This is a genomic window from Pseudomonas sp. NFX71 (assembly GCF_048079215.1).
Lineage (GTDB): Bacteria > Pseudomonadota > Gammaproteobacteria > Pseudomonadales > Pseudomonadaceae > Aquipseudomonas > Aquipseudomonas fluorescens_B.
The window spans coordinates 5,893,641-5,916,424 of the sequence record NZ_CP182230.1 but is presented as its reverse complement, the minus strand read 5'-3'; the positions used below and the strand labels follow the sequence as shown (position 1 = coordinate 5,916,424).

18 protein-coding genes, 1 rRNA gene and 1 pseudogene are annotated in these 22,784 nt (G+C 60.2%); 6 read left to right on the top strand and 14 right to left on the bottom strand.

The features are described from left to right. Positions 1–23: 23 nt before the first annotated feature. Together rrf and ACM1ZW_RS27385 are read left to right on the top strand one after the other, a co-directional pair. Positions 24–139: ribosomal RNA gene (gene rrf / locus ACM1ZW_RS27390) — 5S ribosomal RNA — on the top strand. Positions 140–573: 434 nt separating this feature from the next. Further along, positions 574–1,035, top strand: a complete 462-nt coding sequence (locus ACM1ZW_RS27385; protein ID WP_017339543.1) for a hypothetical protein — start codon at positions 574–576, stop codon at positions 1,033–1,035. A gap of 227 nt (positions 1,036–1,262) precedes the next feature. On the opposite strand, the pseudogene ACM1ZW_RS27380 reads toward ACM1ZW_RS27385, so the two are convergent. From ACM1ZW_RS27380 to ACM1ZW_RS27360, 5 genes and pseudogenes are all read right to left on the bottom strand, one after another. Next, a pseudogene (locus tag ACM1ZW_RS27380) lies at positions 1,263–1,361 on the bottom strand (arsenical resistance protein ArsH); the annotation flags it as partial. 41 nt (positions 1,362–1,402) lie between these two features. After that, positions 1,403–3,529 (bottom strand): TonB-dependent receptor family protein, encoded by a 2,127-nt coding sequence (locus ACM1ZW_RS27375; RefSeq protein ID WP_416739752.1) that lies wholly within the window; start codon positions 3,527–3,529, stop codon positions 1,403–1,405. A gap of 132 nt (positions 3,530–3,661) precedes the next feature. Next, positions 3,662–3,961 (bottom strand): hypothetical protein, encoded by a 300-nt coding sequence (locus ACM1ZW_RS27370; RefSeq protein WP_416739751.1) that lies wholly within the window; start codon positions 3,959–3,961, stop codon positions 3,662–3,664. A gap of 159 nt (positions 3,962–4,120) precedes the next feature. After that, complete coding sequence (locus ACM1ZW_RS27365; RefSeq protein ID WP_416739750.1) at positions 4,121–4,816, bottom strand: tRNA (adenine(22)-N(1))-methyltransferase; 696 nt, start codon at positions 4,814–4,816, stop codon at positions 4,121–4,123. Between the two features lie 120 nt (positions 4,817–4,936). Next, positions 4,937–5,746, bottom strand: coding sequence for a helix-turn-helix transcriptional regulator (locus ACM1ZW_RS27360; RefSeq protein ID WP_416739749.1), 810 nt, complete (start codon positions 5,744–5,746; stop codon positions 4,937–4,939). A gap of 96 nt (positions 5,747–5,842) precedes the next feature. On the opposite strand from ACM1ZW_RS27360, the gene ACM1ZW_RS27355 reads away from it, so the two are divergent. Together ACM1ZW_RS27355 and ACM1ZW_RS27350 are read left to right on the top strand one after the other, a co-directional pair. After that, a complete protein-coding gene (locus ACM1ZW_RS27355; RefSeq protein WP_414878417.1) occupies positions 5,843–6,814 on the top strand; it encodes a threonine dehydratase in 972 nt (323 codons plus the stop codon). Between the two features lie 98 nt (positions 6,815–6,912). Continuing rightward, the gene (locus ACM1ZW_RS27350) at positions 6,913–7,242 is read left to right on the top strand and encodes a DHCW motif cupin fold protein (RefSeq protein WP_414885292.1); all 330 of its coding nucleotides are present in this window, start codon (positions 6,913–6,915) and stop codon (positions 7,240–7,242) included. A gap of 32 nt (positions 7,243–7,274) precedes the next feature. Here the strand turns inward: ACM1ZW_RS27350 and ACM1ZW_RS27345 are convergent, their stop codons facing one another. The 8 genes from ACM1ZW_RS27345 to ACM1ZW_RS27310 form a co-directional block, all read right to left on the bottom strand. Next, positions 7,275–8,054, bottom strand: a complete 780-nt coding sequence (locus ACM1ZW_RS27345) for a hypothetical protein (RefSeq protein ID WP_414878478.1) — start codon at positions 8,052–8,054, stop codon at positions 7,275–7,277. A 77-nt stretch (positions 8,055–8,131) separates the two neighbouring features. After that, positions 8,132–9,121, bottom strand: coding sequence for an alginate O-acetyltransferase AlgX-related protein (locus ACM1ZW_RS27340; protein WP_416739748.1), 990 nt, complete (start codon positions 9,119–9,121; stop codon positions 8,132–8,134). Beyond that, entirely contained in the window at positions 9,118–9,771 is a 654-nt protein-coding gene (locus ACM1ZW_RS27335) for an alginate O-acetyltransferase AlgF (protein WP_017339533.1), read from the bottom strand. The genes ACM1ZW_RS27340 and ACM1ZW_RS27335 overlap by 4 nt, the downstream gene beginning before the upstream one ends. 8 nt (positions 9,772–9,779) lie before the next feature. Beyond that, positions 9,780–12,323 carry an NfrA family protein gene (locus ACM1ZW_RS27330; protein WP_416739747.1) on the bottom strand — a complete coding sequence of 848 codons (2,544 nt, stop codon included), beginning with the start codon at positions 12,321–12,323 and terminating at the stop codon, positions 9,780–9,782. After that, positions 12,320–14,434 carry a glycosyl transferase family protein gene (locus tag ACM1ZW_RS27325; RefSeq protein WP_017339531.1) on the bottom strand — a complete coding sequence of 705 codons (2,115 nt, stop codon included), beginning with the start codon at positions 14,432–14,434 and terminating at the stop codon, positions 12,320–12,322. Before ACM1ZW_RS27325 ends, ACM1ZW_RS27330 begins: the two co-directional genes overlap by 4 nt. A gap of 12 nt (positions 14,435–14,446) precedes the next feature. Beyond that, positions 14,447–16,660 (bottom strand): hypothetical protein, encoded by a 2,214-nt coding sequence (locus ACM1ZW_RS27320; RefSeq protein WP_416739746.1) that lies wholly within the window; start codon positions 16,658–16,660, stop codon positions 14,447–14,449. Positions 16,661–16,702: 42 nt separating this feature from the next. Beyond that, positions 16,703–17,881: a non-hydrolyzing UDP-N-acetylglucosamine 2-epimerase gene (gene wecB / locus ACM1ZW_RS27315; RefSeq protein ID WP_416739745.1), complete on the bottom strand. Its 1,179-nt coding sequence runs from the start codon at positions 17,879–17,881 to the stop codon at positions 16,703–16,705. Between the two features lie 638 nt (positions 17,882–18,519). Beyond that, complete coding sequence (locus ACM1ZW_RS27310) at positions 18,520–18,945, bottom strand: hypothetical protein (RefSeq protein ID WP_416739744.1); 426 nt, start codon at positions 18,943–18,945, stop codon at positions 18,520–18,522. Between the two features lie 247 nt (positions 18,946–19,192). Between ACM1ZW_RS27310 and ACM1ZW_RS27305 the strand changes: the two genes are divergently transcribed. Both ACM1ZW_RS27305 and ACM1ZW_RS27300 read left to right on the top strand, forming a co-directional pair. Beyond that, entirely contained in the window at positions 19,193–20,206 is a 1,014-nt protein-coding gene (locus tag ACM1ZW_RS27305) for a GlxA family transcriptional regulator (RefSeq protein WP_416740852.1), read from the top strand. 502 nt (positions 20,207–20,708) lie between these two features. Then, positions 20,709–22,106, top strand: a complete 1,398-nt coding sequence (locus tag ACM1ZW_RS27300; protein WP_416739743.1) for an MFS transporter — start codon at positions 20,709–20,711, stop codon at positions 22,104–22,106. 107 nt (positions 22,107–22,213) lie between these two features. Here the strand turns inward: ACM1ZW_RS27300 and ACM1ZW_RS27295 are convergent, their stop codons facing one another. Further along, positions 22,214–22,708: a PaaI family thioesterase gene (locus ACM1ZW_RS27295; protein WP_017339526.1), complete on the bottom strand. Its 495-nt coding sequence runs from the start codon at positions 22,706–22,708 to the stop codon at positions 22,214–22,216. Positions 22,709–22,784 lie beyond the last annotated feature (76 nt).

Genomic DNA, 22,784 nt, shown 5'->3' with positions numbered 1-22,784 from the left:
CGCACGACCTGGCTACCGAATTTCTTGACGACCATAGAGCATTGGAACCACCTGATCCCATCCCGAACTCAGCAGTGAAACGATGCATCGCCGATGGTAGTGTGGGGTTTCCCCATGTGAGAGTAGGTCATCGTCAAGATTAAATTCCGAAACCCCTATCTGCGTATGCAGGTAGGGGTTTTGTTTTGCCCGCAGGAAAGTGGCGCAAAAATTCCCGAGTAAACGGTCCGGCGCGATCGATTCATTGACATGTTAAATCCTGCTAGCGGTCCCGTAGACAATGGAGGCACAGGCTGAATGCCCGTGCGCTACGCGCCAGGTCGAGGCGTTTATTCGGGGACTTCCAGTCGCAAGGATAAAAAGAGCGGGGGCCTGTGTATCGCTGTGTATCCGGACCCGCTGTACAGATGCTGGTGTACAAATGCCCCTCGATCCGGATACATCCGGGATACACGGTTGCAGTCAAATAGCCTGGCCTTAGCGAGAAAGCAAATGCCTCTCGCACCACGGCTTATCGCCCCAGTGGCATGACCCTAAGCGGTCTTACCGCGTACAGTATCCGGAGAAATAACCATGTCCCATATCTCGAACAAATCCCGTATTGGCCTGATTGCTGTCGCGCTGGTTGGCAGCATGAACCTTGCTTCGTCCGCCTTCGCCGCTGACGCACTGCCTCAAGGCTACCAACTCGCCGCGGCGGAAAAGACCAGCGAAGGCAAGTGTGGCGAAGGCAAGTGCGGCGCCAGCGAAACCGGCGCCAAGGTCACCAAGACGGGTGAAGGCAAGTGCGGTGAAGGCAAATGCGGCGACGCTTCTTTCGCTCGTACTGACACCGACCACGACGGCCGCGTTTCTTTGAAAGAGTTGCTTGCCGTCGCCCCGCAAGGCGCTGAAGAGTTCAAGGCGATGGACACCAACAACGACGGTTTCCTCTCCGAAGGCGAGGTCTACAAATTCCGCACCAACCAGTTCACCTCCAACGGCAAGAAAGTACCGACCGAACTGTTCACCAAAATGAGCAAAGCGCAGAACTGATAGCCGCTGCTGCCAACTACTGCACCTGTTTCACCCCAACGCCCGATGCATCACATCGGGCGTTTTGTATTTCAAAAGGCAGGTGCCTGAGGTTCAAGTCGACCGCTGATTAATACGTCGGGCCAACAGAGTGAACTTCACCCGTTCCTCCATGACGTCCACTACCGGGGAGCCGCTGCAGACTTGCATGACCGCGAGTGTTTTTCCTTGGGGCGGACACTCGGATGACACCAGACCTGTCCTTCAGACCATTGCATCAGCTCGAGCAATTCCTGAACTTTGGGGTGATCGTTTGGAGCGTCATCCGGTAACGGCAATCCCGATGGACTGATCGACTCAATGGTCAGACTCGTTTGCCTCAACCCGTTCAGAGCAAACTCCACGATACCCCGACATACACCCCCAAACCTTCACCCGGCGTGGATCGTGCTGCGTCCAGTCCTTTGTCGTCATAGCCCGGGGTGACGGTGGCGGCGTAGTGCTTGTCGGTCAGGTTGCGCACGTCCAGCCAGGTCTGCCAGTCGCCCTTGGGTGTGTTGTAACCGAGGGTGGCGCCGAACAAGGCATAAGGATCGGCGTAATAGCTGTTGGCGTAATCCACCGCAACTTTGGACACCCACTGCGTGTTGAACGCTGCGAAAAAGCCTTGCGGCCAGTCGTAGCGCAGCTCGCCCTGGTAGTAGTGCATCGGCAGGCCCGGCAGACGGTTGTCGCCGAAGCGGTCGTCGTCGCGGTAGTGGAAGTCGCTGAAGGTATAGCTCTGGCGCAGGCTCAGTTGGCCGCCATCGTCCCGCGACCACAGGTTGCTCTGCAGGCTGGCTTCCACACCCTGGTGAACGGTGGGGCTGGCGTTGAGTTCGTAAGGCGTGGTGGCGCTGGCATCCGGCAATACCGAGAGCAATTCGTGACGCACTTGGGCGAAGTACCAGGCCAGGCTCCATTGCCCCATCGCGCTGTCGCCGCGGCCGCCGATTTCCAGGGTGGTCGCGGTCTGGTTTTGCAGCTTAATCGGATCGCGCTGAGCGCCTGTGGCAACGCCGCTGCCTGCCGGGAATCGAATGTTGGAGCTATAGATCAGCGACCACGGGTGTGGCGCTTCGACCGAGCGGCTGAGATTTCCGAACACTTGCACGTCAGGTGTCAGTTGGTAGCGCAGGCCTAAACGAGGAGCGTAGTCCCAGTCGTTCAGGCTTGTCTTGCCGCCCCCTTGCGGGTAGGTCACGGTACTTTCACGGCGCGTGTAGATAGCGGCGAGACCGGTCGTCAGCCACAGGTCGTCGGCAATCTCCAGGTCGTTGCCCATGTGCAGGACGGTGTCCGAGCCCTGATAGGTGAAGTTGCGAATGGGTGTGCCTGGCGTGTAGCGGGCGGTGTTGCCGGTGGGGATGCGCACCGATTCGCTGGCTCCCGCGTTGGGCAGGTGCTTGGTCACGCGAAGTCCCAGCATGCTATGGCTTTCCAGGCCCCAGAGTGTGTCGCGACGCTTGTAGTCGAACGTGCCGCTGACGTCCGTGTACGCGACCTTCAGACGGTTGGGGCCTTCACGCAAGTCCATGGGATAGTCGTGGTAGACAAGACCGGCCTGAACGCTCGAATCGTCATCGATATAGTAAGTGGTCTTGTTGCCGATGAAGGTACTGCCCGGTTGTTCACGGCTGTCATCGCGCGACACGTAAGCGGGGTTGGCTGCCCGTGAGTCGTGCTCGATGGAGTGCTTGGTCACCCGTCCGGCGAGCTCGTTGTCGGTCTGGCGATAGCGCAGATAGAAACGCGTTTCCAGGTTCGGGTTGAAGCGATAACCGAAGTTGGCGATGACGCCCTGGCTCTCGCTGGTCGTGTGGTCCTGGTAGCCGTCGGAGCGTGCATCGGTCGTGGCCACGTAGTAGTCGAAATCGCCCAGTACCTGCCCGGAGCTGACCTGGCGCTGCTGATAACCATGGCTGCCCATCGCATAACGCACCTGTAACAGCGGTGCGTTGTAGCCGGTGTGGCTGACGTAATCGATCGCCCCGCCCAAGGCCAGGGCGCCCCGGTCGAAACCGTTGGCGCCGCGCAGCACCTCCACGTGGTCGAGCCACAGCGGTTCCAGCAGTTCATAGGGCGTGCCACCCGGGCCGGTCAGGGGCAGACCGTCGAGCAGGGTGTACAACCCCGAGGCATGGGCGCCAAGTGCACGGTTGATCCCCGACCCGCGGATCGAGATTTTTACCCCTTCGTTGCCCGCAGACTGGGCATAGACTCCCGGCTGATAAGCCAACACATCCTGGTTGCTGGCCACGCGGCCCTGCAAGGGGCGGCGCAGGTCGACGACATTGGTGCCGCCAGGCACTTCGGCAAGTCGGGCCTCGGCGTCTTCGACCGACGCGTCTTCGCCGCTCTGGTCCTCAGCCCTGATCAGCACTTGTCCAAGTTCCAGGCCTTGGGCATCGGCCATGGCCGGACAGACAAAGGCCAGGCCCAGCAGCGCAGCGGGCAAGGAATTGGGCGAGGGCATTGAGAAACTCCAGACGAACAGAATGGGCAGTGAAGAACTGCGACGTAGGGAAGAACGAAGGAAACACATGGCAATTTTGTTTTTTGACCAGATAAGCGCGGGGGAGAAGAATGCTCTTGCTACCCTACGCGCCTAATTTCTGCACTCGGCCAACACCACCTGGCAGGTATCCGGCGTGCCACCGGAGCGGCCCGCATAGCGAATGCAGTTGTTCATGGATTTCTGGCGCGCCATGTCCAGGGTATCCCCCCAAGCGAGGCCGCCCTCACCGGAAGTGGGCAATGCCTTGGCATAGCAGCTTGAGCCTATGTTTGAAGCCGAATACCGAACTGTGGAGTTTTTTCCCGAGCATCCCGCCATCATCACCAGATTGATGGCAAGCAGGGAGTGCAGGGCCCATGACGAGCATTGACGTGCTGTTTTTCCGGTCATGGCGTTTTCCTGCAACAGACGACTCGCAGTGTCTGCAGTCGTGTACTCATCAGTTTAGACGGTTGGCTGCGGTTGAGAGCTGGCGGTGTAAACCCATCACGTTGTTCACGGATGCTATTCGGCTAATGGGTGGCAAATGACTCAGGCTGGCATGCGGGCTCAAGCCAGCAGTTCGGTGATCCACCGGGCCTGCCGGGCAATGTCCTGCGCCTTCTCCATGGGCACGGCCTGTCGTGCCCGGGTGAACTGGGCCAGGGTCTTTTGCTTCTGGCGCAGCAGGCGCTGCCACTTGTCCAGGAACGCCGGGCTGCGTGCCTGCATCTGCAGCGGGCCGAAATACAACTCTTCGGCGGTGTACGTCACCGGCCCGGTGCGCTCTGCGACGATGATTTCGTAGTCGAAGCGGTTTTCCCGCAGCACCTCCTCGACGAGGATTTGGTAGGCATTTTCCATCAGCCATTGGCGCAGTGGCTGCTCGCCGCCGTTGGGCTGCAGGATCAGGCGCTCCTGGCCGTTCAGACGCGCTTTGCCATTGTCGAGGATGTCGCGGATCGTCTCGCCGCCCATGCCGCAGATACTGATCGCCGTGATCCCGTCTCTCGGCTCGATCGCTGCCAGGCCATCGGCCCGGCGCACGGTGATCCACTGGTCCAGGTCGTTCTCGCGCACGGTGCGTTCGGCAGAGCGGAACGGCGTCTCTGCCACTTCGCCGGCCACCGCCGCGGTGATGGCGCCACGGCGCATCAACGCCACCGGCAGGTAGCCGTGATCCGAGCCGATATCGGCCAGGCGCGCACCTGCTGGCACATGCGCCGCCACGTGCTCCAGGCGCATGGACAATGTCTGTTCGTTCAACTGCAGCCTCTTTTCGTTACGAGCGCCCGCCACCTTTGGCCGGATCGGGACGGGATTCTGCCGAGCTACGCGGTACATTACAAATGCCTGCCATCCGATGGCCTGACCCTGAACGCCCCTTCAACCTTTACGCAACTGCGCCGGACTCACGCCAAGGCGTTGCTTGAAGGCGGTCGCCATGTGCGCCTGGGAGTTGAAACCGCAGGAGAGGGCGATCTCCGGCAGGCTGGCTGTTGAATCGCGCAGCCGGGCACGGGCCTTGGCGAGGCGTCGGTCGATCAGGTAGCTATGCGGGCTTTTGCCCGTCGCGTTTTTGAATGCGCGCATGAAATAGCCTTCGGACAGTTCAAGCAATCCTGCCATCGCCGGCACACTGAGCGGACCCTCGAGGCCCGCGTCGATAAATTCATCGAGCAGGCGCATTCGGCTGTGGGTGATAGACCCCTGGAACGGTATCGACGACACGTCGTGCCCCTTCGCCCGTTGAGCCAAGGCAAGTGCCCAGGCCTCCCAATCGTCATCCACCGAGGCACGCAACAGCGCGCTGCGCATTCGCAACGCGAGGGTAATGGCCTGCGGATCAATGCGATTGTTGAAGGCATGATCACCTATCCATTCCATACCCTCGGTATGTATGACCCGCAGGTACTCACCGCCTTGGGATGATTCGGACAGCACGTCGCAACCGACCGGGACGAACGCCAGGCTATTGGGCGTGGCCAGGAAAGGGTGCACCCGGTCGCTGCCGATCGCGTGCAGGCCTCGCTGGCTGTCGAAGGCAAAACCGATCGCCGCGTGGGTCGCTACATATCGGGCTGAGTAGGCGCAACCGGGTAACAGTTCGATCGCCCAAGGCCCTGCCTCGGCACGGCGGACCGGTTCAGGAACGAGCGATGGCTGCAGGCGGTTTCGACGGTTCATAAGCGCCATAGTAGAGAAGAGCGGGCATAAAAGTCAGGTCAGTTTTTTGAAAGCCAGCGCAGTGCAGCGGTGCCTAGACTGGGCAAAACCTCAGGAGGCTGCTTCATGAACAGACTGACTCGCGACGATATCGAACAAGCGGCTCGCCATGTGTACCAGGTCATGCCCGCCACCGCCCAGTACGCTTGGCCCTTGTTGGCGGAGCGTGTGGGTTGCACAGTGTGGGTCAAGCATGAAAACCACACCCCTACGGGTGCTTTCAAGGTGCGCGGCGGCATTACCTTCATGCACTGGCTCAAACGTGCGCACCCGGACGTGAAGGGCATTGTTTCCGCTACCCGAGGCAACCATGGCCAGAGCCTGGCGCTGGCCGCAAGCGCGCTGGGCTTGCGGGCGTTGATCGTAGTGCCGGAAGGCAATTCGCTGGAAAAGAACAATGCCATGCGCGGCTTCGGCGGTGAAGTGGTCGAGTATGGCCGCGACTTCGATGAGGCCCGTGAAGAGGCTGCACGCCTGGCAAAAGTGCATGACCTGTACCTCGTGCCGCCATTCCACACCGAGCTGGTCAAAGGCGTGGCCACCTATGCGCTGGAACTGTTCAAGGCTGCGCCGGACCTGGACACCGTCTATGTACCGATTGGCTGTGGCTCTGGGATTTGTGGAGTAATCGCCGCCCGCGACGCACTGGGCTTGAAAACCCAAGTGGTGGGGGTGGTTTCCACAGAGGCGGCAGGCGCCAAGCTATCGTTCGAAGCGGGAGCAATCTGCGAAACCGCCTCGGCGAATACCTTTGCCGATGGCCTCGCCGTACGCAAGCCGGTTCCCGAGGCCTTCGCTATCTACGGGGCAGCGGCGGCGCGGATCGTATCCGTCAGCGAGGGCCAGATTGCCGAGGCCATGCGCGTGTATTACACCGATACCCACAACCTCGCTGAAGGGGCAGGCGCGGCGGCCCTGGCGGCGCTTATTCAGGAGCGTGAAACCATGGAAGGCAAAAGGGTCGGAGTGATTCTGTCTGGCGGGAATGTTGACCGAGCGGTGTATGCGAGAGTGATCGCCCCAGACCTTCATGCCTGAGTGGAGGCCTGTATCTCATAAATGCGAGGCATCTGTGTCTATCGCAAGTCTCTCTGGATGGCTACGGTCCACAGACATTCTTCATTGATGAGGCAACCATGGATCTCACGGCTGTTCCCTTTGGTACGACTGATTGGTCGACGGTCGAACCAGTCCAGCATGCTGGACAAACCGGTACCGCCTCTTGGCGAACGTGCCAGTTTGGTTCGACGCGCGTGCGGATGGTCGAATACAGTCCCGGCTATCTGGCCGATCACTGGTGCTGGAGGGGTCATATCCTGTTGTGCCTGGAAGGCGAGTTGCACACGGAACTGGAGGATGGTCGCCTGTTCACACTCACCGCCGGGATGAGCTATCAGGTGGGTAGCAATGCAGAGGGGCATCGATCTTCCAGCCCCCTGGGTGCCAGGTTGTTCGTGGTGGATTGACGCTGGGAGTGACCACTTGCGCACGTTCTTCGTTATCGCCCGAGTTGCTCCACCAATTCAGGCGTCACGTAGTGTGGTCCGTCGAACAGGTAGAGCGGATAGCCGTCATAGGCGGCCAACTGCGGTTTGAGCTCGGCGGCGGTGGCGGAGCGGAATCCGCCACCGAAATTGGGGCGGAAGGCTTCGACGATGATCCGCACACGGTCTTTGCCCAGACGCTGGCGCAAGGCGTCGGCGTAGGTTCGGGCGACCGGCGCGGTGCGGGCGTAGACACCGACGCCATCCTGGAAAAACACGCCAATGTCATTCGGCAGCCACTGTTTGAGCCATTCGGCCGTGGCGACGGGGCCGATATTGGCGCCGTCGTAAACGCTGATCCACAACGGTCGCGGCAGTTTGGCAAGCAGGGCGGGCAACTCTTTGGCACGGGTCCAGCTGGGGTCGACTTCGGCAGGAAAATACCAGCCGGTGACGTGGAGCGGTGTAGGCAGTTTGGCGATGCGTTCCGAGACTTTAGCCAGTTGCTCGATGTTGTCCCGCGAGCGATTTTCGCTGAAGTAACCCGCCAGCCCGAGGATCACATCCTGCGCCCAGGGCGCCTTGGCGATGCGCACCCAGTCGGGCAGCACCGGCACACCGGGCAGGCCGGTGCCGGGGATGAAGGCCTGGTCGTCAACGACGGTCCATTGCACCAGCAGTTCACGAGCACCGAGTTTTTCCCAGTGACCGTTGATGCCGACCGTTCTGTTGTCCGGCTGCCAGACGATGCCGACAATCCCCGGGTTCAGGGGCTTGTTTGTCATGTAGAGCATGCTGGTTCCTGCGCTGAGGGTGACGGCAAACAACAGCGCTGCCACGCTGGCGCGGCGGGCGGTATAGCCAAAAATATTCACGGCAGTGCCTTGTTGATGCGTTGATGCCATTGGCTCAGCGAGGTGACGCCCTTGGCGCTCCAGTTGGCAGTCGCATCCGGGCCAAGATGAAACTGCCCCTCATTGAATTGCCAGACGATCACTTGCGGCTTGTGTTGGGCAAAATCCGCCGACTCCAGGTATTGCAGCAGCGTAGCCCACGGGCCGACATCGCCGGGGTTCCACGTCAACGCGACGGGGCGGTCCAGCGCATTGGAGAGCTTCTGGGTAAAACCCAGGTAAGGCTGGACAAAGCTGTTGCCGATGACTTGCACCGGTGCCGGCGCGTCATCGATCAGCAAGTCGTTTTCTGCCTGATGGCGAACGGTGTAGAGGTCGCGGCCAATCGCCTTGCGTTTGATCGCCGGCAGAAAATTGCTCGCCAGATCGCCGAACGCGCGGCGGTCGAACCAAGGACCCAGCGCCGCGCCACCACCGGGCTCGCCTTGCAGCCGGTAGCGCCCGGTAATCAGTTGCGCGGTGGCGTCGGCGGTGTTTTCGGCGCTCCAGGCGGTCCAGTGATAGTCGGCGCGGTAAAACGCCGTTTGTTTGCCTTGCTCGGTCCTTTGCAGGATGGGCTTGATGTTCAGCGTACTCAGTCCGGCGCGAGTCAGGTCACTTTGCAGGTGCTCGTAACGCTGCATCACTGCCGCGCTGATCGGCTGATCGACGGGCAGGCGCTGGGCATAGAACGGCGCTTTCATCGGCACAACCAGCACGATCAGCCCGATGTGTTCGCGTTCGAGTTGCTGCTGCAATTCTTTGATCAGCACAACATTGCGGGCAGTGCCGGTGTTGTCGACCTTGCTCAGGCTTTCCCAGGCCGGGAACAGCCACCCGCCGTCGCCCGTGATCACTGCCGAAGCCGCTTGGACGGCGGTGCTCGAGAGGCTCAGCAACAGACCCGCAATCAGGGTGGAAACCGCCAGGCGCGGGGTCAAGCGAACGTGTTTAAAAGGAGAGGTCATGGCGCGGTCTGGTCCACAAGGCCAATCAATCGTGGCGCCTGGCCGGAGCCGATCAGGAACAGGCTGTAACGGTCGCCGGCCTTGAAGGGTTCCAGCTTCAACGGCAGGCTTCTGTGCTCGTTGCAGCTGGCAACCAGCGTCGCCTGCACCGGGTTGATCGTGCGCTGGGCCTGACCGTTGAACGGCACCTGGCTGAACACCGTGGCGCCATTGGCCAATTGGACGTTGGCCTTTTCGCAACCGCTGCCCAGATTGTACACGTTGAGTTCGGCGCGCAGGTCTTTACCGCGCAAGGGCGGGTCGATCACCAGGCGAGGTGCACGTGCCGGGTCGCTGTCGAGAATCAGCGTGACCCACGCACTTTTTGGTGCGCTCAAGCCCTGGATCACGCGACCATTGACGGTGACTTGCAACGGCTGTCGCGAGTCGACGACCTGAAAGGGACTGGCCACCGCACTCTGGGCGGAAAGTGCGACGCTCATGCCTTGGCCTACCTGAACCTGCATGGCCGTGTCGGATGGATTGACCACCCGCAGCCACGCCGAACCCTCGGGCAATGCGGGTGCGTACAACCGGGCAATGTCGGGGGCGGCCTGGGCCCACGACGGGAGGAGGGCAAGGCCCAGCCACAAACAGATTCGAACGTTCATACAAGTCCTCAATAGGAATAAGTCAGGCGACCGAATACGCCTTGAGCGCGGTCATCGCCCAGCACCTTCACGCGGTACTGCAAGGAAAAATCCACGTAGGAGCGGGGCGCGTTGTACGCGTCCTCGCGGAACCAGTAGCGGACGTTATTGCCGACACCCACGCCTCCGGCCTTGCCGGACGATGATTCGGTGCGGCCATCGGCATCGGTCCCGCTGTTCATTTTCGAGTCGTAGTCGAAAGCGGCCACCACATGGGGGAAGGTGACCCAGCGCGAGCCCGCGCCGCCAATGGCGTAGCTGCGACCGACCTGCCATTCGCTGTTGAAATAGTCCCGCGAGTCGTTGATGTAATGACCGGCTTCAGCGAACAACTGCGAGGTCCACCAACTGGAAGCATCGACCCGCAGATCGGTGCCGACGCTTGAGCCATACCCCAGGCGCACCAGCCAGTCACCGTCGACGTCTGACGATCCCAAGGGGAATGTGCGCTCGAAGGCGGCCATCACGTTCAGCGACGTGAACGGTTTGACCCGGATTCCGACGGCGCCTTGCAGCGCATCGAAACCGGTATCCGAATCGCCGTTCTTGCTCCACAGCGTGTCAGTGATGCGGCCGTAGAGTTCGACAAAGCGAGCGTTGCGATACCCCAAGGCACGCCAGGACAGTTCGGTGCTGTTTTGCAGGCTGTCATTGCTGCTACTGCCGCTGCCGGGCGCCGAACTCAGGCCACTGCTGGAATTGTTGCCGCGATAGCTGGTGGTGCTGGTCAAGCCGACTCTGCGCGATACATCGCCCACCGTGCGGCGGGTGTCGAACAGCTGTTGCGCAGGCATGTCCAGGTCACCGGACGCTTGCGCATCGATGACGCGTTTGAAGTAGGCCACGGCTTGCGCGTCGTCATTGACCCGGATGGCGTTATAGGCCGCGTCCTGAGTGGCTGTCGGCGTGAGTGGGGTGACTGCATCGGATTGACGAAATGACGCGTGGGCACCGTCATCATCGCCGGCCTGGACCGACAGATAAGCGATCTGCAAATCGCTCATCGACTCCAGTTCTCCGGTGTCGCGCGCTTGTTGCAATCGTTCGCGCGCAGTCCGGCGCTGGCCGATGGCGGCATACAGGCTGGCCTCTTCGTAAGCGGGCAAACTGCCCATTGCCAAGGCCTGAGTAAAGTCCTGGCGTGCACCGGAATCGTCACCCGACTGTTGACGCAGGCGACCGCGTTGGGCCAGCAGCCGAGCGTCATCGCCGGTGATTTTCAGACCTTCGCTGGCCGCCGCGATGGCTTCGGGTACACGTTTCTGCTCGCCCAAGGCGCTGACCAGCAGACGTCGGTAAGCTGGATTCTGCGGCGCCCGGCGAATGGCTTCAGTCGCCAGTGCACCCGCTGTTGCCGGGTCTTTGCGGGCCAGCGCCGCGTAGGCCTGACCGGCCATCTCGGTGCCGCCGTCGCGCTGATTGCCAGGCCAGATATCGCAGACCAGGCCGAACGCGGTTTCCTGACAGTTCAACGCCGGTGCCGGAAAGCGGGTCACTGCATTCGAGCCGTTGTCTTTCTGTCGTAGCGCCATGCGAGCGGCGGTGCGTCGGCGGGCCACTTCGCCGCTTTCATCGTCGGCCAGTGGCTGCAGATGATCGAGCGCTTGTTGCGGCTCGCCATGGGCCAGTGCGGTGTCGGCGGCGAAGAAACGAATGTCACGGGTTTCTGTTGCCAGCAGGCCATCGATAGCCAGGGCATGATTCAGGTCTGCCTGGGCCGCCTGCGTTTTGCCCTGTCGATCAAGGGCGTAGCTGCGCAAAATCCACGGTGCAATTTCCCCGTCGTCCTGGGCCAATGCGCCTGATGCGGCAAGCTCGGCGCCGCGGTAGTCGCTGGCGGCGAGCAGGGCACTGATCAGCAGTTGCTGATGCGCGCCGATTTCCGGCGCCCAGGCCACGGCTTTTCTGGCCTGGTCCACGGCCAGCGGCACATGGCCTTGCTCGAGGGCGCGATAGCCCGCAACCGCCAGTGGCGCGGCCAGTTGCCGACGAATCGCTTCGCGGCGCATCAGCAACGTATCGTCGTCCGGGAACACGGCCAGCGCCTGAGACGTCGCCTGATCCGCTTCCTGCAAATTCTGTTGGCGCTGCAACGACTCGATCAGCAGCAGCCGATAATCCATGCGTTTGGGTGCCTGAGCGATTGCAATACGTGAAGCTTGAGCCGCCGCGCCGAAGTCATCGCGATCATAGGCCTTGAAGGCCTTTGTCGCGGCCCCGAAGCCAGGGGCCTGACGGGACTGCGGATAGCGCTTGGGATGGTCACGCAATTCCTTGTCGCGCTCAGCCAACGCAATCAGCGTATTCAAGCGCGTGATCTCGGCGCGCTGACGCAATGCTTCGCGGGCCTTGGCGATGGCCAGGTCATAGTCTTTGCGCTCGTAGGCACTGTACGCCTCGTTGGCGGTGACATAGGCCGGACCGGTCAACGGCAGCGGCAATGTTTCGCCGTGCACAAACACGGGCAGCAGGCTCAGCCCCGTGGCCATGAGGGTCAGCAAGGGGCGGTTCATGCCGGAAGCTCCGCAGGGTAGTGGCTGTGCTGACGGGCCACGGCCTTTTCGATGGTGGAGCGGGGCAGCACGCCGCTGTCGACCAGATAGTCGCCGATGCGTCCGTGACGCTGCGGGCGGTACTGCAACATGGCGCGGTTGAACTCGTCGCGATTCAGCAGGCCCATTTCGATCAGCAGGTCACCCAACAGTGGCGCGCGGGCATCCGGCACGGCTTGGCCATCGCGCACGCTCAATTGACGCAACTGGGCAACGATTTCGCTTTCCCGGGCAATCAGCTGCACCGGTTCGCTACCCAAGACCTCGCTGACTTGTTGCAGGCCGGCGGTCGGCAACGGGCTGGCCACGGCAACTTGTGCGCGGCCGTCGGCATTCAAGCCAAGCGGCACGACGCGCCAACGCAAAGCGAATTCATCGTCCAGGGTCAGGGTCGACAACTGCGCCTTGGCAGCCACATCGAATACCCGCGGCAGGTCGTTCTGGAAGGCGATGGCTTCCGCCAGTGTCTCGTCATCCAGCCAACCGTTGCTGAGCAAAATTCGCCCCAATGGCATGTGCCGGGTTTTCTGTTCGATGAGGGCACTTTGCAGGTCGGTTTCGTTGATCGCCTGCCAGGACAGCAACACGCTGCCCAGCTTGCGCGGTGCGGCCGCGACCAGGTCGGTGGACGGAAAGTCGTGCATGGTCTTGTCCCACACCAGCTTGCGGTTCAGCACTTTGCCGACGATGAACATGCGCCAGGCCCTTGATGCGGCCATGAAGTTGACGAAGTTGCCCACGACCATGCGCGGGATCGACAGCAAGCCATGCTGCCAGCCATACAGTACGGTGGTGAAATAGCAGCGGTGGGCGATACGCCAGGCCAGCGCGATACCGTTGGCCAGCAGCAGGTATTTGATGAAACCGTTGGTCTCGAACGGCGTCGGGAAACTCACGTCCCACAGACCGCTCTGGCGCAGGATGATCAAGCCCAGCAGTTGCACCAGAATCACGTAGGCGATGATGCTGACGAACGCGGTCACCACGCCTTTGCGGTCACGGAACAGCAAATAGCGGTTGGCCAGCGAACCGTTCCAGCCCATTTGTTCCCAGCCTTGCAGGCCGATGCCCAGCGTCCAGCGAGCTTTCTGGCGGAACGCGGTGCGAAAGGTATCGGGAAAGAATTCGCGCACGCACAACGGCATCTTCAGGGTCGATTCGTAAGGCTTGCGAAACCAGGATTTGCGCAACACGCGAAACTGCACCGGGAAACGCACGAAGATCGCGTTCATGCCAACCTTGGCCAGGCGCGCGCCGACGTCGTAGTCCTCGGTGAGACTGTCGGTGTTGAATGGCTGGTTCTGGGTTTCCCCGGCCAGCACTCGCAGGGCGCGATGGGAGAAACAGGTGCCGACCCCGGCGGACGGTACGGTATCGGTCATGCTTTCACGCACCACCAGATCCTTGCCGTGCCATTCGGCGAATTCGTCCATGTAGGTGCCGGCCACCCATTCGTACCAGTTGCGCTCCAGTGACACCACGGGTAACTGGATCATGTCCTTGCGCGGCAGCAAGTAGTTGAACAGGCGCAATTCCATTGGGTGCAGCACGTCTTCGCTGTCGTGCAGAACCACGCCAGCGAAAGTCATGCCGTGGGTTTTCTCGTGCAGGAATATCGCCTGGATCACCCAGTTCAGACAGTCGGCCTTGCAGGTTGGCCCGGCATGCGGGACTTCCACTCGATGCAGTTGCTTGTAGCGCCGACGCATGCGTTCCACTTCATCGATGGTGCGCTGGTCGTTGATGTAGGTGCCGACGAAGACCACATAGTTCTGGTAATCCAGGGTCGACACCATGTTCTCGATCATCGGCGCGATGACGTCGTATTCCAACCAGGCAGGGACCATGATTGCCAGCGGCTGTTCATCTCGCGCCATCAATTGCTCGGCGGTCAGCGGCCGGTATTTTCGGTCCACGGTGAACTTGCGGAACAGGCGACGAGACCAGTACCACAGGTCAATGAACAGATCGTCCAGGCTGGAGATCAGGATCAGCACCGCGACCACGATGGTCGAGATTTCCAGGAAGCTGTAGTAGTGGGCCAGCCAGTAGGGCCAATAAAGCGACGTCATCGAAGGGTTCCGTTACTGGCGATTGCGACGGGCGTTTCGGCCAGCCAGCAACAGGATGAGAACCAACAGGATGCCACCCGGGATCAGCCACAACAGCGACGGCGTGCGCCAGGCGTCGAGGCCCTTGGGTTCATTGTTGTCGATCAATTGAGTGCCGCTCGGGTCCTGGGTGTCGAAGGTGTTCAGTGCACCGTTGTCACCGAGGATCGCCACGTCGCCTCGGGTCAGCAGAATCTGTTTGGCGAAGCGTGGCGCGTCAGTGCCCAGCGGTCGATAGACCAGACCGTGCTGTCCGCCGGCATTCACTACTTGCAACGAGGCCAGGTGGTTCAGGGGATGCACGTCCAGCAACACCTGATCCTTGTGATTGATGCGCAGGCGACCCTGCTCATCCGCTTGTACCGATTCCTTGCTGTCCTTGATCGGCAGCTCGAAGGCGAGGAAGGCTTTATCCGGTGTGACCGAAATCTTTGGATCGGCACTGACTTTCAGTTGTGCCCGCAGCGGCGAAACCCCGGCGCCGTCAGCCACCGAAATCACTTGCGGCAAGCTGCTTGCCGGGTGGTCGAGGTAGGTCTGGGGGACGAGGATTTGCGTGTCCATGGCAAAGCGCGCGGCCATGCCGGAGAAGTCATCACCCAGGGCCGTCTTGTCCAGCACGATGTGGCTGGTCGGCAGCACCGAGACCGGGAAGGCTTGTGGCGTTTCCAGGCAGCGATCACTCACGGGCTGGCGCTGGAACGACACGCGCAAGACATTCGTTGCACCCACCGCATAACGCGGGATACGCGCTTCGATGCGCTGCATTTCACCGTTGGCCACGAGCTGTTGCGCGCCAATCAGATAATCATTGAGAAACAGCGAGGCTACCGGTGCAGTGTCCGAGGCGCCGGGCGCGGCAGACACATCGATCACTGCCTTGACTGGCAAGCGGCCGTCATAGGCCACGCTGCCGAGAGGAAACGAAGTACTCCAGTCGGATTTGGCCAGCACGTCGATGGCGCCAGGATTACCGCCCAGGCGGGACAAGGCCACGCGGCCGTCGGCGCTCAATGGCAACTGCGCTTCGCTGACCGTCAATTGGCGGCTGCGCGCCAAGGTGTTCCAGGCCGAACTGAACAAGGCCAGGGCCTTGCCGGTGGCTTGCGGCGCGATCATCAGCACCGGACGTGTGCCGAGTAGTGCCAGGCGCACGTTGTCAGTACCGGTGGCGGCCAGGCCTGCATTGATATGCCGTTCACGCCACTGTACCAGCGCGTTGGCGGCTGTGGCGTCGAGACCTTGAATCTGGCTGTGCAGCGCGTCCAGAGATGCATTGACGGCCGTGAGCAGTTGCGGGTCGTTGATGGCCAGGTCCGCCTGGACGTTCGGCGTCTGGCCCAACATCAGGAGGGCGCCGATTTGTGCAGCGTCCGCCAGCGCGTGCGGGCCTTTGCCGTTGAGGCTGGCGAATGCTGGAATGCTCAGCAGCTCAGCCGGAATGTGCAGGCTGCCCAGGTCAATACTGTCTTGAATGGCAGGGAAGGGCAGGATGCGGCTGTGTTTGCCGATCCGTTCCAGCGCTACCCCGAGGCGCCACGCCGCATCGTAGCTTTCGGCGGACAAGGTGCCCGACGCGACCATGATTCCCGGTTTGCCCGGCAGTGCCGTCCACGCGGCGCCGACGTCCTGCAACTGGCTGGCGTCGTAGCTGTAGGTGAGGCGCGTGTCCGGTTCGATACGCAGCACGTTGCCGATGGCGCGTTCGTCTTCGCACAACACGCGGGACACGATGGACGACCAGGCAATGCCCAGACGCAGCGAGCCGCTGTCCCGCGCTTTCTTGTCCACGCCCAGCGTGGCGCTGGCGTCACCCTGGGGTTCGCTGAGCCCTTCGGCGCGCACCGGATAACCGTCCAGTGAGAGCAGCAGCGTATTGCGGCCGCCTTCACCATTGAGATAGCTGGCGTCGAAATTCAGGGTGGCCTCTGTCAGCGGCACACCCGCCGGCACCGGCAGATAGAGCTCGCGACGGGCATCGGTGGAGCCGAGAATGATCGGCGCGTCGATCCCCAGATCGCTCAAGCGCACCTCACGCTCCTGGCGAGTGTCGGCGTTGAGCCGGTTGATCGCCTGGGTGAGCGGGCTGTCCGCGGCCAGGGCAAAGGTCGGCATGAGCGCGAGCAGGCTCACGCCACAGGCAAGGGCGCTGAGCGCACCCGTATGGATGGCAACGGAAGACTTCATTCAGGCAGATCTCGAGCAGATAGGGGGAGGAGCGGTTTTGGTTTATAGAGAGGTGGAGGCCGAGAGATTTTTCCCGGGTTCCTCGCGCACGGCAGCCGCTGTCGGGTGTTGCAGGAACCTGGGCAGCGTGCGTGCCACGACGAAGTCATCGACCGCGCGACCCATCAGGGCGTCGACGATGCGCGCGCTGGCCTTTCCATCGCCATACGGGTTGGCCGCCTGGGCGCAGCGACGCCACAGCAGTTCGTCATCAAACAGCGCGTTGACACCGGCGATAATCGAGTCCGGTGCGGTGCCAACCAAGCGCACAGTGCCCGCTGCGACCGCTTCCGGACGTTCCGTTACATCACGCATGACCAGCACCGGCTTGCCCAGTGACGGCGCTTCTTCCTGCACGCCACCGGAATCAGTGAGGATCACATGGGCCCGTTGCATCAGGCGCACGAAGGTCAGGTAATCCAGCGGCTTGATCAGGTGCACGTTGGGCAGATCGCCCAGTTGCTCGGTGACCGGGCCGATGACATTGGGGTTCAAATGCACCGGATAGACGATCTGGATATCCGCGCGCCGGGCCAGATGACTCAGGGCCTTGCAGATATGCAGGAAGCCTTCGCCGAAGTTTTCCCGACGATGCCCGGTGACCAGCAGCACCTTGCGGCCGCTTTGCAGAAACGAGAATTGCTGGTCCAGACTGGCCCGCAAGTCAGCGTCCTGCTCGATGCGCCGTGCGGTCATCTGCAACGCATCGATCACCGTATTGCCGGTCACGAAGGTGCGGCCCTGCAGGCGTTCATCGAGCAGGTTCTGGCGCGACTCATGGGTCGGCGCGAACAGCATGTCCGCACCCAGGTCGATGCAGCGACGGTTCATTTCTTCCGGCCACGGGCTGTAGATATCCCCGGTTCGCAGCCCGGCCTCCACGTGGCCGACCGGAATGCGTCGATGAAAAGCTGCCATCGCGGCGACCATGGCCGAGGTGGTATCGCCATGCACCAGCACCCGGTCCGGGCGGGTCATTTCCAGCACCGGGTCAATTGCTGCGTATAACGCCGCAGTCAGCGAGTTGAGCGTCTGGTGTTGCGTCATCACATCAAGGGTGTAATCAGCCTTGATATCGAACAGATCCAACACCTGTTTCAGCATGCTTTGATGCTGGCCAGTGACGCAGATCCGCGAATCAATTCCCGGTTCTTCGGCGAGGGCTCTGACTAACGGTGCCATTTTGATGGCTTCTGGACGGGTTCCGAAGATCGAAAGGATTTTAATCTTATGGCGAGCGATGATGCCTTCCTTGCGCAGTTTTAGTGCGTAACACAACAGCGGCCCAGGTTTTATTGGAACTTGGGCAAGCTAGCGTTTTGAATTTAATTAAGGTCGGGTCATCGGCGTGAGAGGTGAGTAGATGTTCACTTCAGGTCAATAAGTTTGTTGCCTGGAACCCGGAATCGTCCGAATTATTAGCATCCGAGAACAGTATTTAAAAGTGTTAAATGTATTTTTTTATCAGATGGAAAAAGTTTGAAACTTTTATATGGGTGGTCGGTCTTTTCTAGTTTTTTACAATTTAAGCAAGAGTCTGGTTGTTTGTTATGTTTAATTTAACATTATGATTTGTATAGGCTTTTTTATTATTTAATACCATTCGTCGCTACGTGTGAATTATTCTCGCATTATAAGAGTCGGGAACGTTCCCGGTAAGGCGTCGGCTGGCTGGAGTATAGCGGGTTATAGTCACTTAAGTGACGCCTGTATATTGTCGCGACGCAACAATGTTTTGTGAGCTTGTCGCCCGTGTTTGTTAAAGGTCCTGCTGCGAATTGGCAGGTTAAGTGTTTGACTGCCAAATTAAGCCTGGCTAATCACTTCGCTTTCCAGTGTCCGCCACCCGACTCGCAATCAATCTTCAGCTGGCTCAAGTGTTCGGCGTCGTAGTAATACGTGGTCACTTGGGCATTGTCTGGAATGTTGAGCGACTTGGCGTTCTTGTCCTTACTGGTGGAGTGAGGATTGGCCAGCGACTCCTGAGTCAAGGTCGCAATGCAAGTGGCCTGATAATGACCGTCGCACTGTTTCACCTTTTTCTTGGTGCTGGTCATCATTTCCTTGCTTTCATTACTGCATGACCAATCGATGGAATTGACCGGCATGCCTTCATACTCATAGCAACTATGGGTTTCGACCACGGGCACGGAAGGGCTTTGGGAGCGGGTCAGGACGTCGCAGCCTTCAGCGAAAGCCAAGGCCGGACTGAGGCCGGCGATCAGAAACAGCACTCTACTGTTCATCGGGGTTTCCTCTCCAATGGCGCCTTGCCAGATCAAGGATCGGCGCTGATAACGTTTCGAAAACGCGATGACGCGCCGGGTTCCATTCGTTTTTGATCGGCGACAGGCTGTCACTGTAGAAGTCGCGAATCGAAGGTACGAATCATGGCGCGGTCCCCAGAGGAACCGATGGGAGGAGCGTGGACGGTTTTGCGATATCCTGATGCACCAGACTCCTGTCCGTTCACGCAACCGAGTGCCAAAAACATTGATCGAACGACGCCAATTTAGCGGAGGCATGAAGGGGAAAAATCTCCGCTATCTGAACGACAACCCCAACGAGCCTGTTCAAATGACGCGAACAGGCTTTTTGCTGCTCGAACATTTCTCGCTGCCTGCTTTTACCCAGGCGCTGGATACAATCGTCACCGCGAATCTGCTACGCCCCAAACTGTTTTCGTCCCGCACCTTCGGCTTGAACGACGGGGAAGTGGTCAGCGATCTGGGGCTGGTCATTCGGCCGGATGCGCGCATCGACTGCTCGGTGATTCATGACCTCGATCTGCTGGTCATTTGCGGTGGCTACCGAACCGAGCTGAAGGCGACTGACGAGTTGATCAGTCTGTTGCGAGCGGCCTCCGACCAGGGCGTGAGCCTGGCGGGATTGTGGAATGGCGCATGGTTCCTCGGGATCGCCGGGTTGCTCGACGGTTATCGTTGCGCGATTCACCCCGAACATCGCCCCGCGCTCGCGGAAATTGCCAAGGCCACGCACGTCACCAGCGAGCCCTTTGTCATCGACCGGGACCGGCTAACGGCGTCCAGCCCGTCAGGTGCCTTCCACATGGCGTTGGACTGGATCAAGGGCCTGCACGACAAGGCGCTGGTCGAGGGTATTGAGGACATCCTCGCGTTCGAAGAGTCCCGCTACCGGCGCATCAAACCGACGGAGAACGTCTGTGTGAGCGCTCCCTTGCGCGAGGTGGTGAAGCTGATGGACGCCAACCTCGAAGAACCGCTGGAGCTGGAACAACTGGCCGTCTATGCAGGTCGTTCTCGTCGGCAACTCGAGCGTTTGTTCAAGGAGCAACTCGGCACCACGCCGCAGCGTTATTACATGGAGCTGCGGATTACCGAGGCGCGTCGACTGCTCCAGCACACGGAGCTGTCCCAGGTGGATGTGCTGGTGGCCTGTGGGTTTGTGTCGCCGAGCCATTTCAGCAAGTGCTATAGCTCGTATTTCGGTTACAGGCCGTCCAAGGAAACGCGGCTGGTCAAATGACACTCTTCTGAGCCGGTTCTTCGAGACCGGCGATCTTTGCGTTCGACATGTGTTGTCGTACGACTATCTGAAATTAAAAATCTGCTGGCAATTTCGCCCGGACTAAAGGCTGTCGGACTGCTTCGCCCCGCGTGTTTGGCCGATAGCGAATCTTCAGCGAGGGGTGAACGGCGAGACGAACGGCAATTTTCCAGATTGACAGCCGGGTAGGGGACTCGCTATAAAAGGCGCAGTTGTACGACGACATACGATGTTACACCCCTAAAAACAAAAACCGGGTCCCATCATGAACTCAATCCGCTTTCTCGCCTCCCTGCATCCCGCTTCTTATGGTCCGGTCCTGACTGCCTGCCCGTGCGCATTGTCTGCGGCAGCTCCGCCAACCCCCTGCTTGCACGTGCTACTCGTCTGACGCGAGCCGCAGAGCGGCGTGCTGCGCGTAAGAAGTGATCTCGCTTGAAACCGAGAGATCATCACCATAATCCAATAATAAAGTGATGCCATGAATCTGAACGAGCCCATCAATGCGCAACGTGTCGGCCAGGCTGTCGGTAAATACCGCTGGACGATCTGCGCGCTGCTGTTTTTTGCTACCACCGTCAACTACCTGGACCGCCAGGTGCTCAGCCTGCTGGCACCGGATTTGTCGACGCAATTTGGCTGGAGTAACAGCGACTACGCCAACATCGCTTCCGTTTTCCAGTTTGTGTACGCGATTTCCATGTTGTTTGCTGGTCGGTTCGTCGACAAGATCGGGACCAAGAAGGCCTACATCATTGCGATCAGTATCTGGTCGACCGGCGCCATGATGCATGCCTTTTCAGTACCGATGGGCGAGGGCATCGCAGCGGTGTGCGGCGCGTTCGGACTGGCTGTCATCCCAGTGTCGATCGCAGGCTTCATGCTCTCCCGCGCCGTGTTGGCGATAGGCGAAGCGGGTAACTTCCCGATCGCGATCAAGGCCACTGCCGAATACTTCCCCAAGAAGGAACGCTCCTTCGCCACCGGTATCTTCAACTCCGGCGCCAACGTAGGCGCGATCCTGGCACCGATCTGCGTACCGCTGATTGCCGGCCTGTGGGGTTGGGAAGCGGCGTTCATCGTGATCGGCATGCTGGGCTTCGTCTGGGTGGCCGTGTGGATTGCGCTGTACGACAAACCGGAAAAGCAAAAACGTCTCTCGGCGCAGGAGCTGGCCTACATCCGCAGTGATGCGCAGGTGATCGATCCTCCGGCGCCGAACGTCGCCGAAAAGAAAGTATCGTGGTTCAAGTTGCTGACCTACCGCCAGACCTGGGCTTTTGCCTTCGGCAAATTCATGACTGACGGCGTGTGGTGGTTCTTCCTGTTCTGGCTTCCGACGTATCTGTCAGCGCAATACGGCATGAAAGGCCAGGCCATCGTGTGGCCGCTGGCCGTGTTGTACAGCATGACCATGGTGGGCAGCATCGGCGGCGGCTGGTTCCCCAGCTACTTCATGGCTCGCGGCGACGCGCCGTATGACGGTCGTATGAAAGCCATGCTGGTGATCGCTTTCTTCCCGCTGCTGGTACTGTTGGCGCAGCCCTTCGGATACATCAGCTTCTGGGTGCCGGTGCTGTTGATCGGCGTAGGCGCGTCGGCGCATCAGGCGTGGTCGTGCAACATCTTCACCACCGTGTCCGACATGTTCCCGCAAAAATCCATCGCATCGGTGGTCGGCATTGGCGGATTGGCGGGCGGCTTGGGCGGCGTGGCAATGACCAAAGTCGGCGGCTGGGTGTTCGACTATTACAAATCGATCAACGACATTCACACCGGCTACATGATCATGTTCGCCATCTGTGCGGTGGCTTATCTGGTGGCCTGGAGCGTGATGAAACTGCTGGTGCCACGCCATAAGGAAATCACCGACCTGTAAGGGGCGGGCCCGACAAAAGTGAATGGCAAGGCCCGATTTTATCGAGCCTTGCCATTTTGCGTATCAGCCCAACGTAAATCGTTCGGGCTTCTGAAGAAGGTTGCTGCCTATCGACCATGAGCAACCGCCGCCAGTTGCCCGGCATCGACGCGCACAAAAATGGAGTCCCCGACCGCCGTCAGCACATCCCCGGCATAGACTTCGCAGACGACGCGGGTTTTGCGTCCCACTTCGCCTTCCACTTTCGCACGCAGGGTCAGCGGTACGCCCATCGGCGTCGGCTTGATGAACTTGATGCCCAGGTTGCCAGTGACGCAGTTGATGCGCGGTAGGCTGGCGACTTCGCGGTTTTCCATGCGGTAGTGATAGGCCATCGCCGTCCAGTTGGAATGGCAATCAACCAGCATCGCGATCAAACCACCGTAAACCAGATCCGGCCAACCACAATACTTGGCTTCCGGCATATGCTCGGCAATGACATGCTCGCCGTCTTCATGCCAGAAGCTCTTGATGTGCAGCCCGTGTGGATTGCTGCCGCCGCAGCCGTAACAAACGCCGTCAGGCGCGGCGGTGTCTTGCAGGGAAGTGTCGGGTGTGGACATGCCTGGATCATCCTCAAGAATGTGAACGGGAGCGGGCAGATATTAACGCTGAACCGCTAGCGATGGTTGCTGCAAA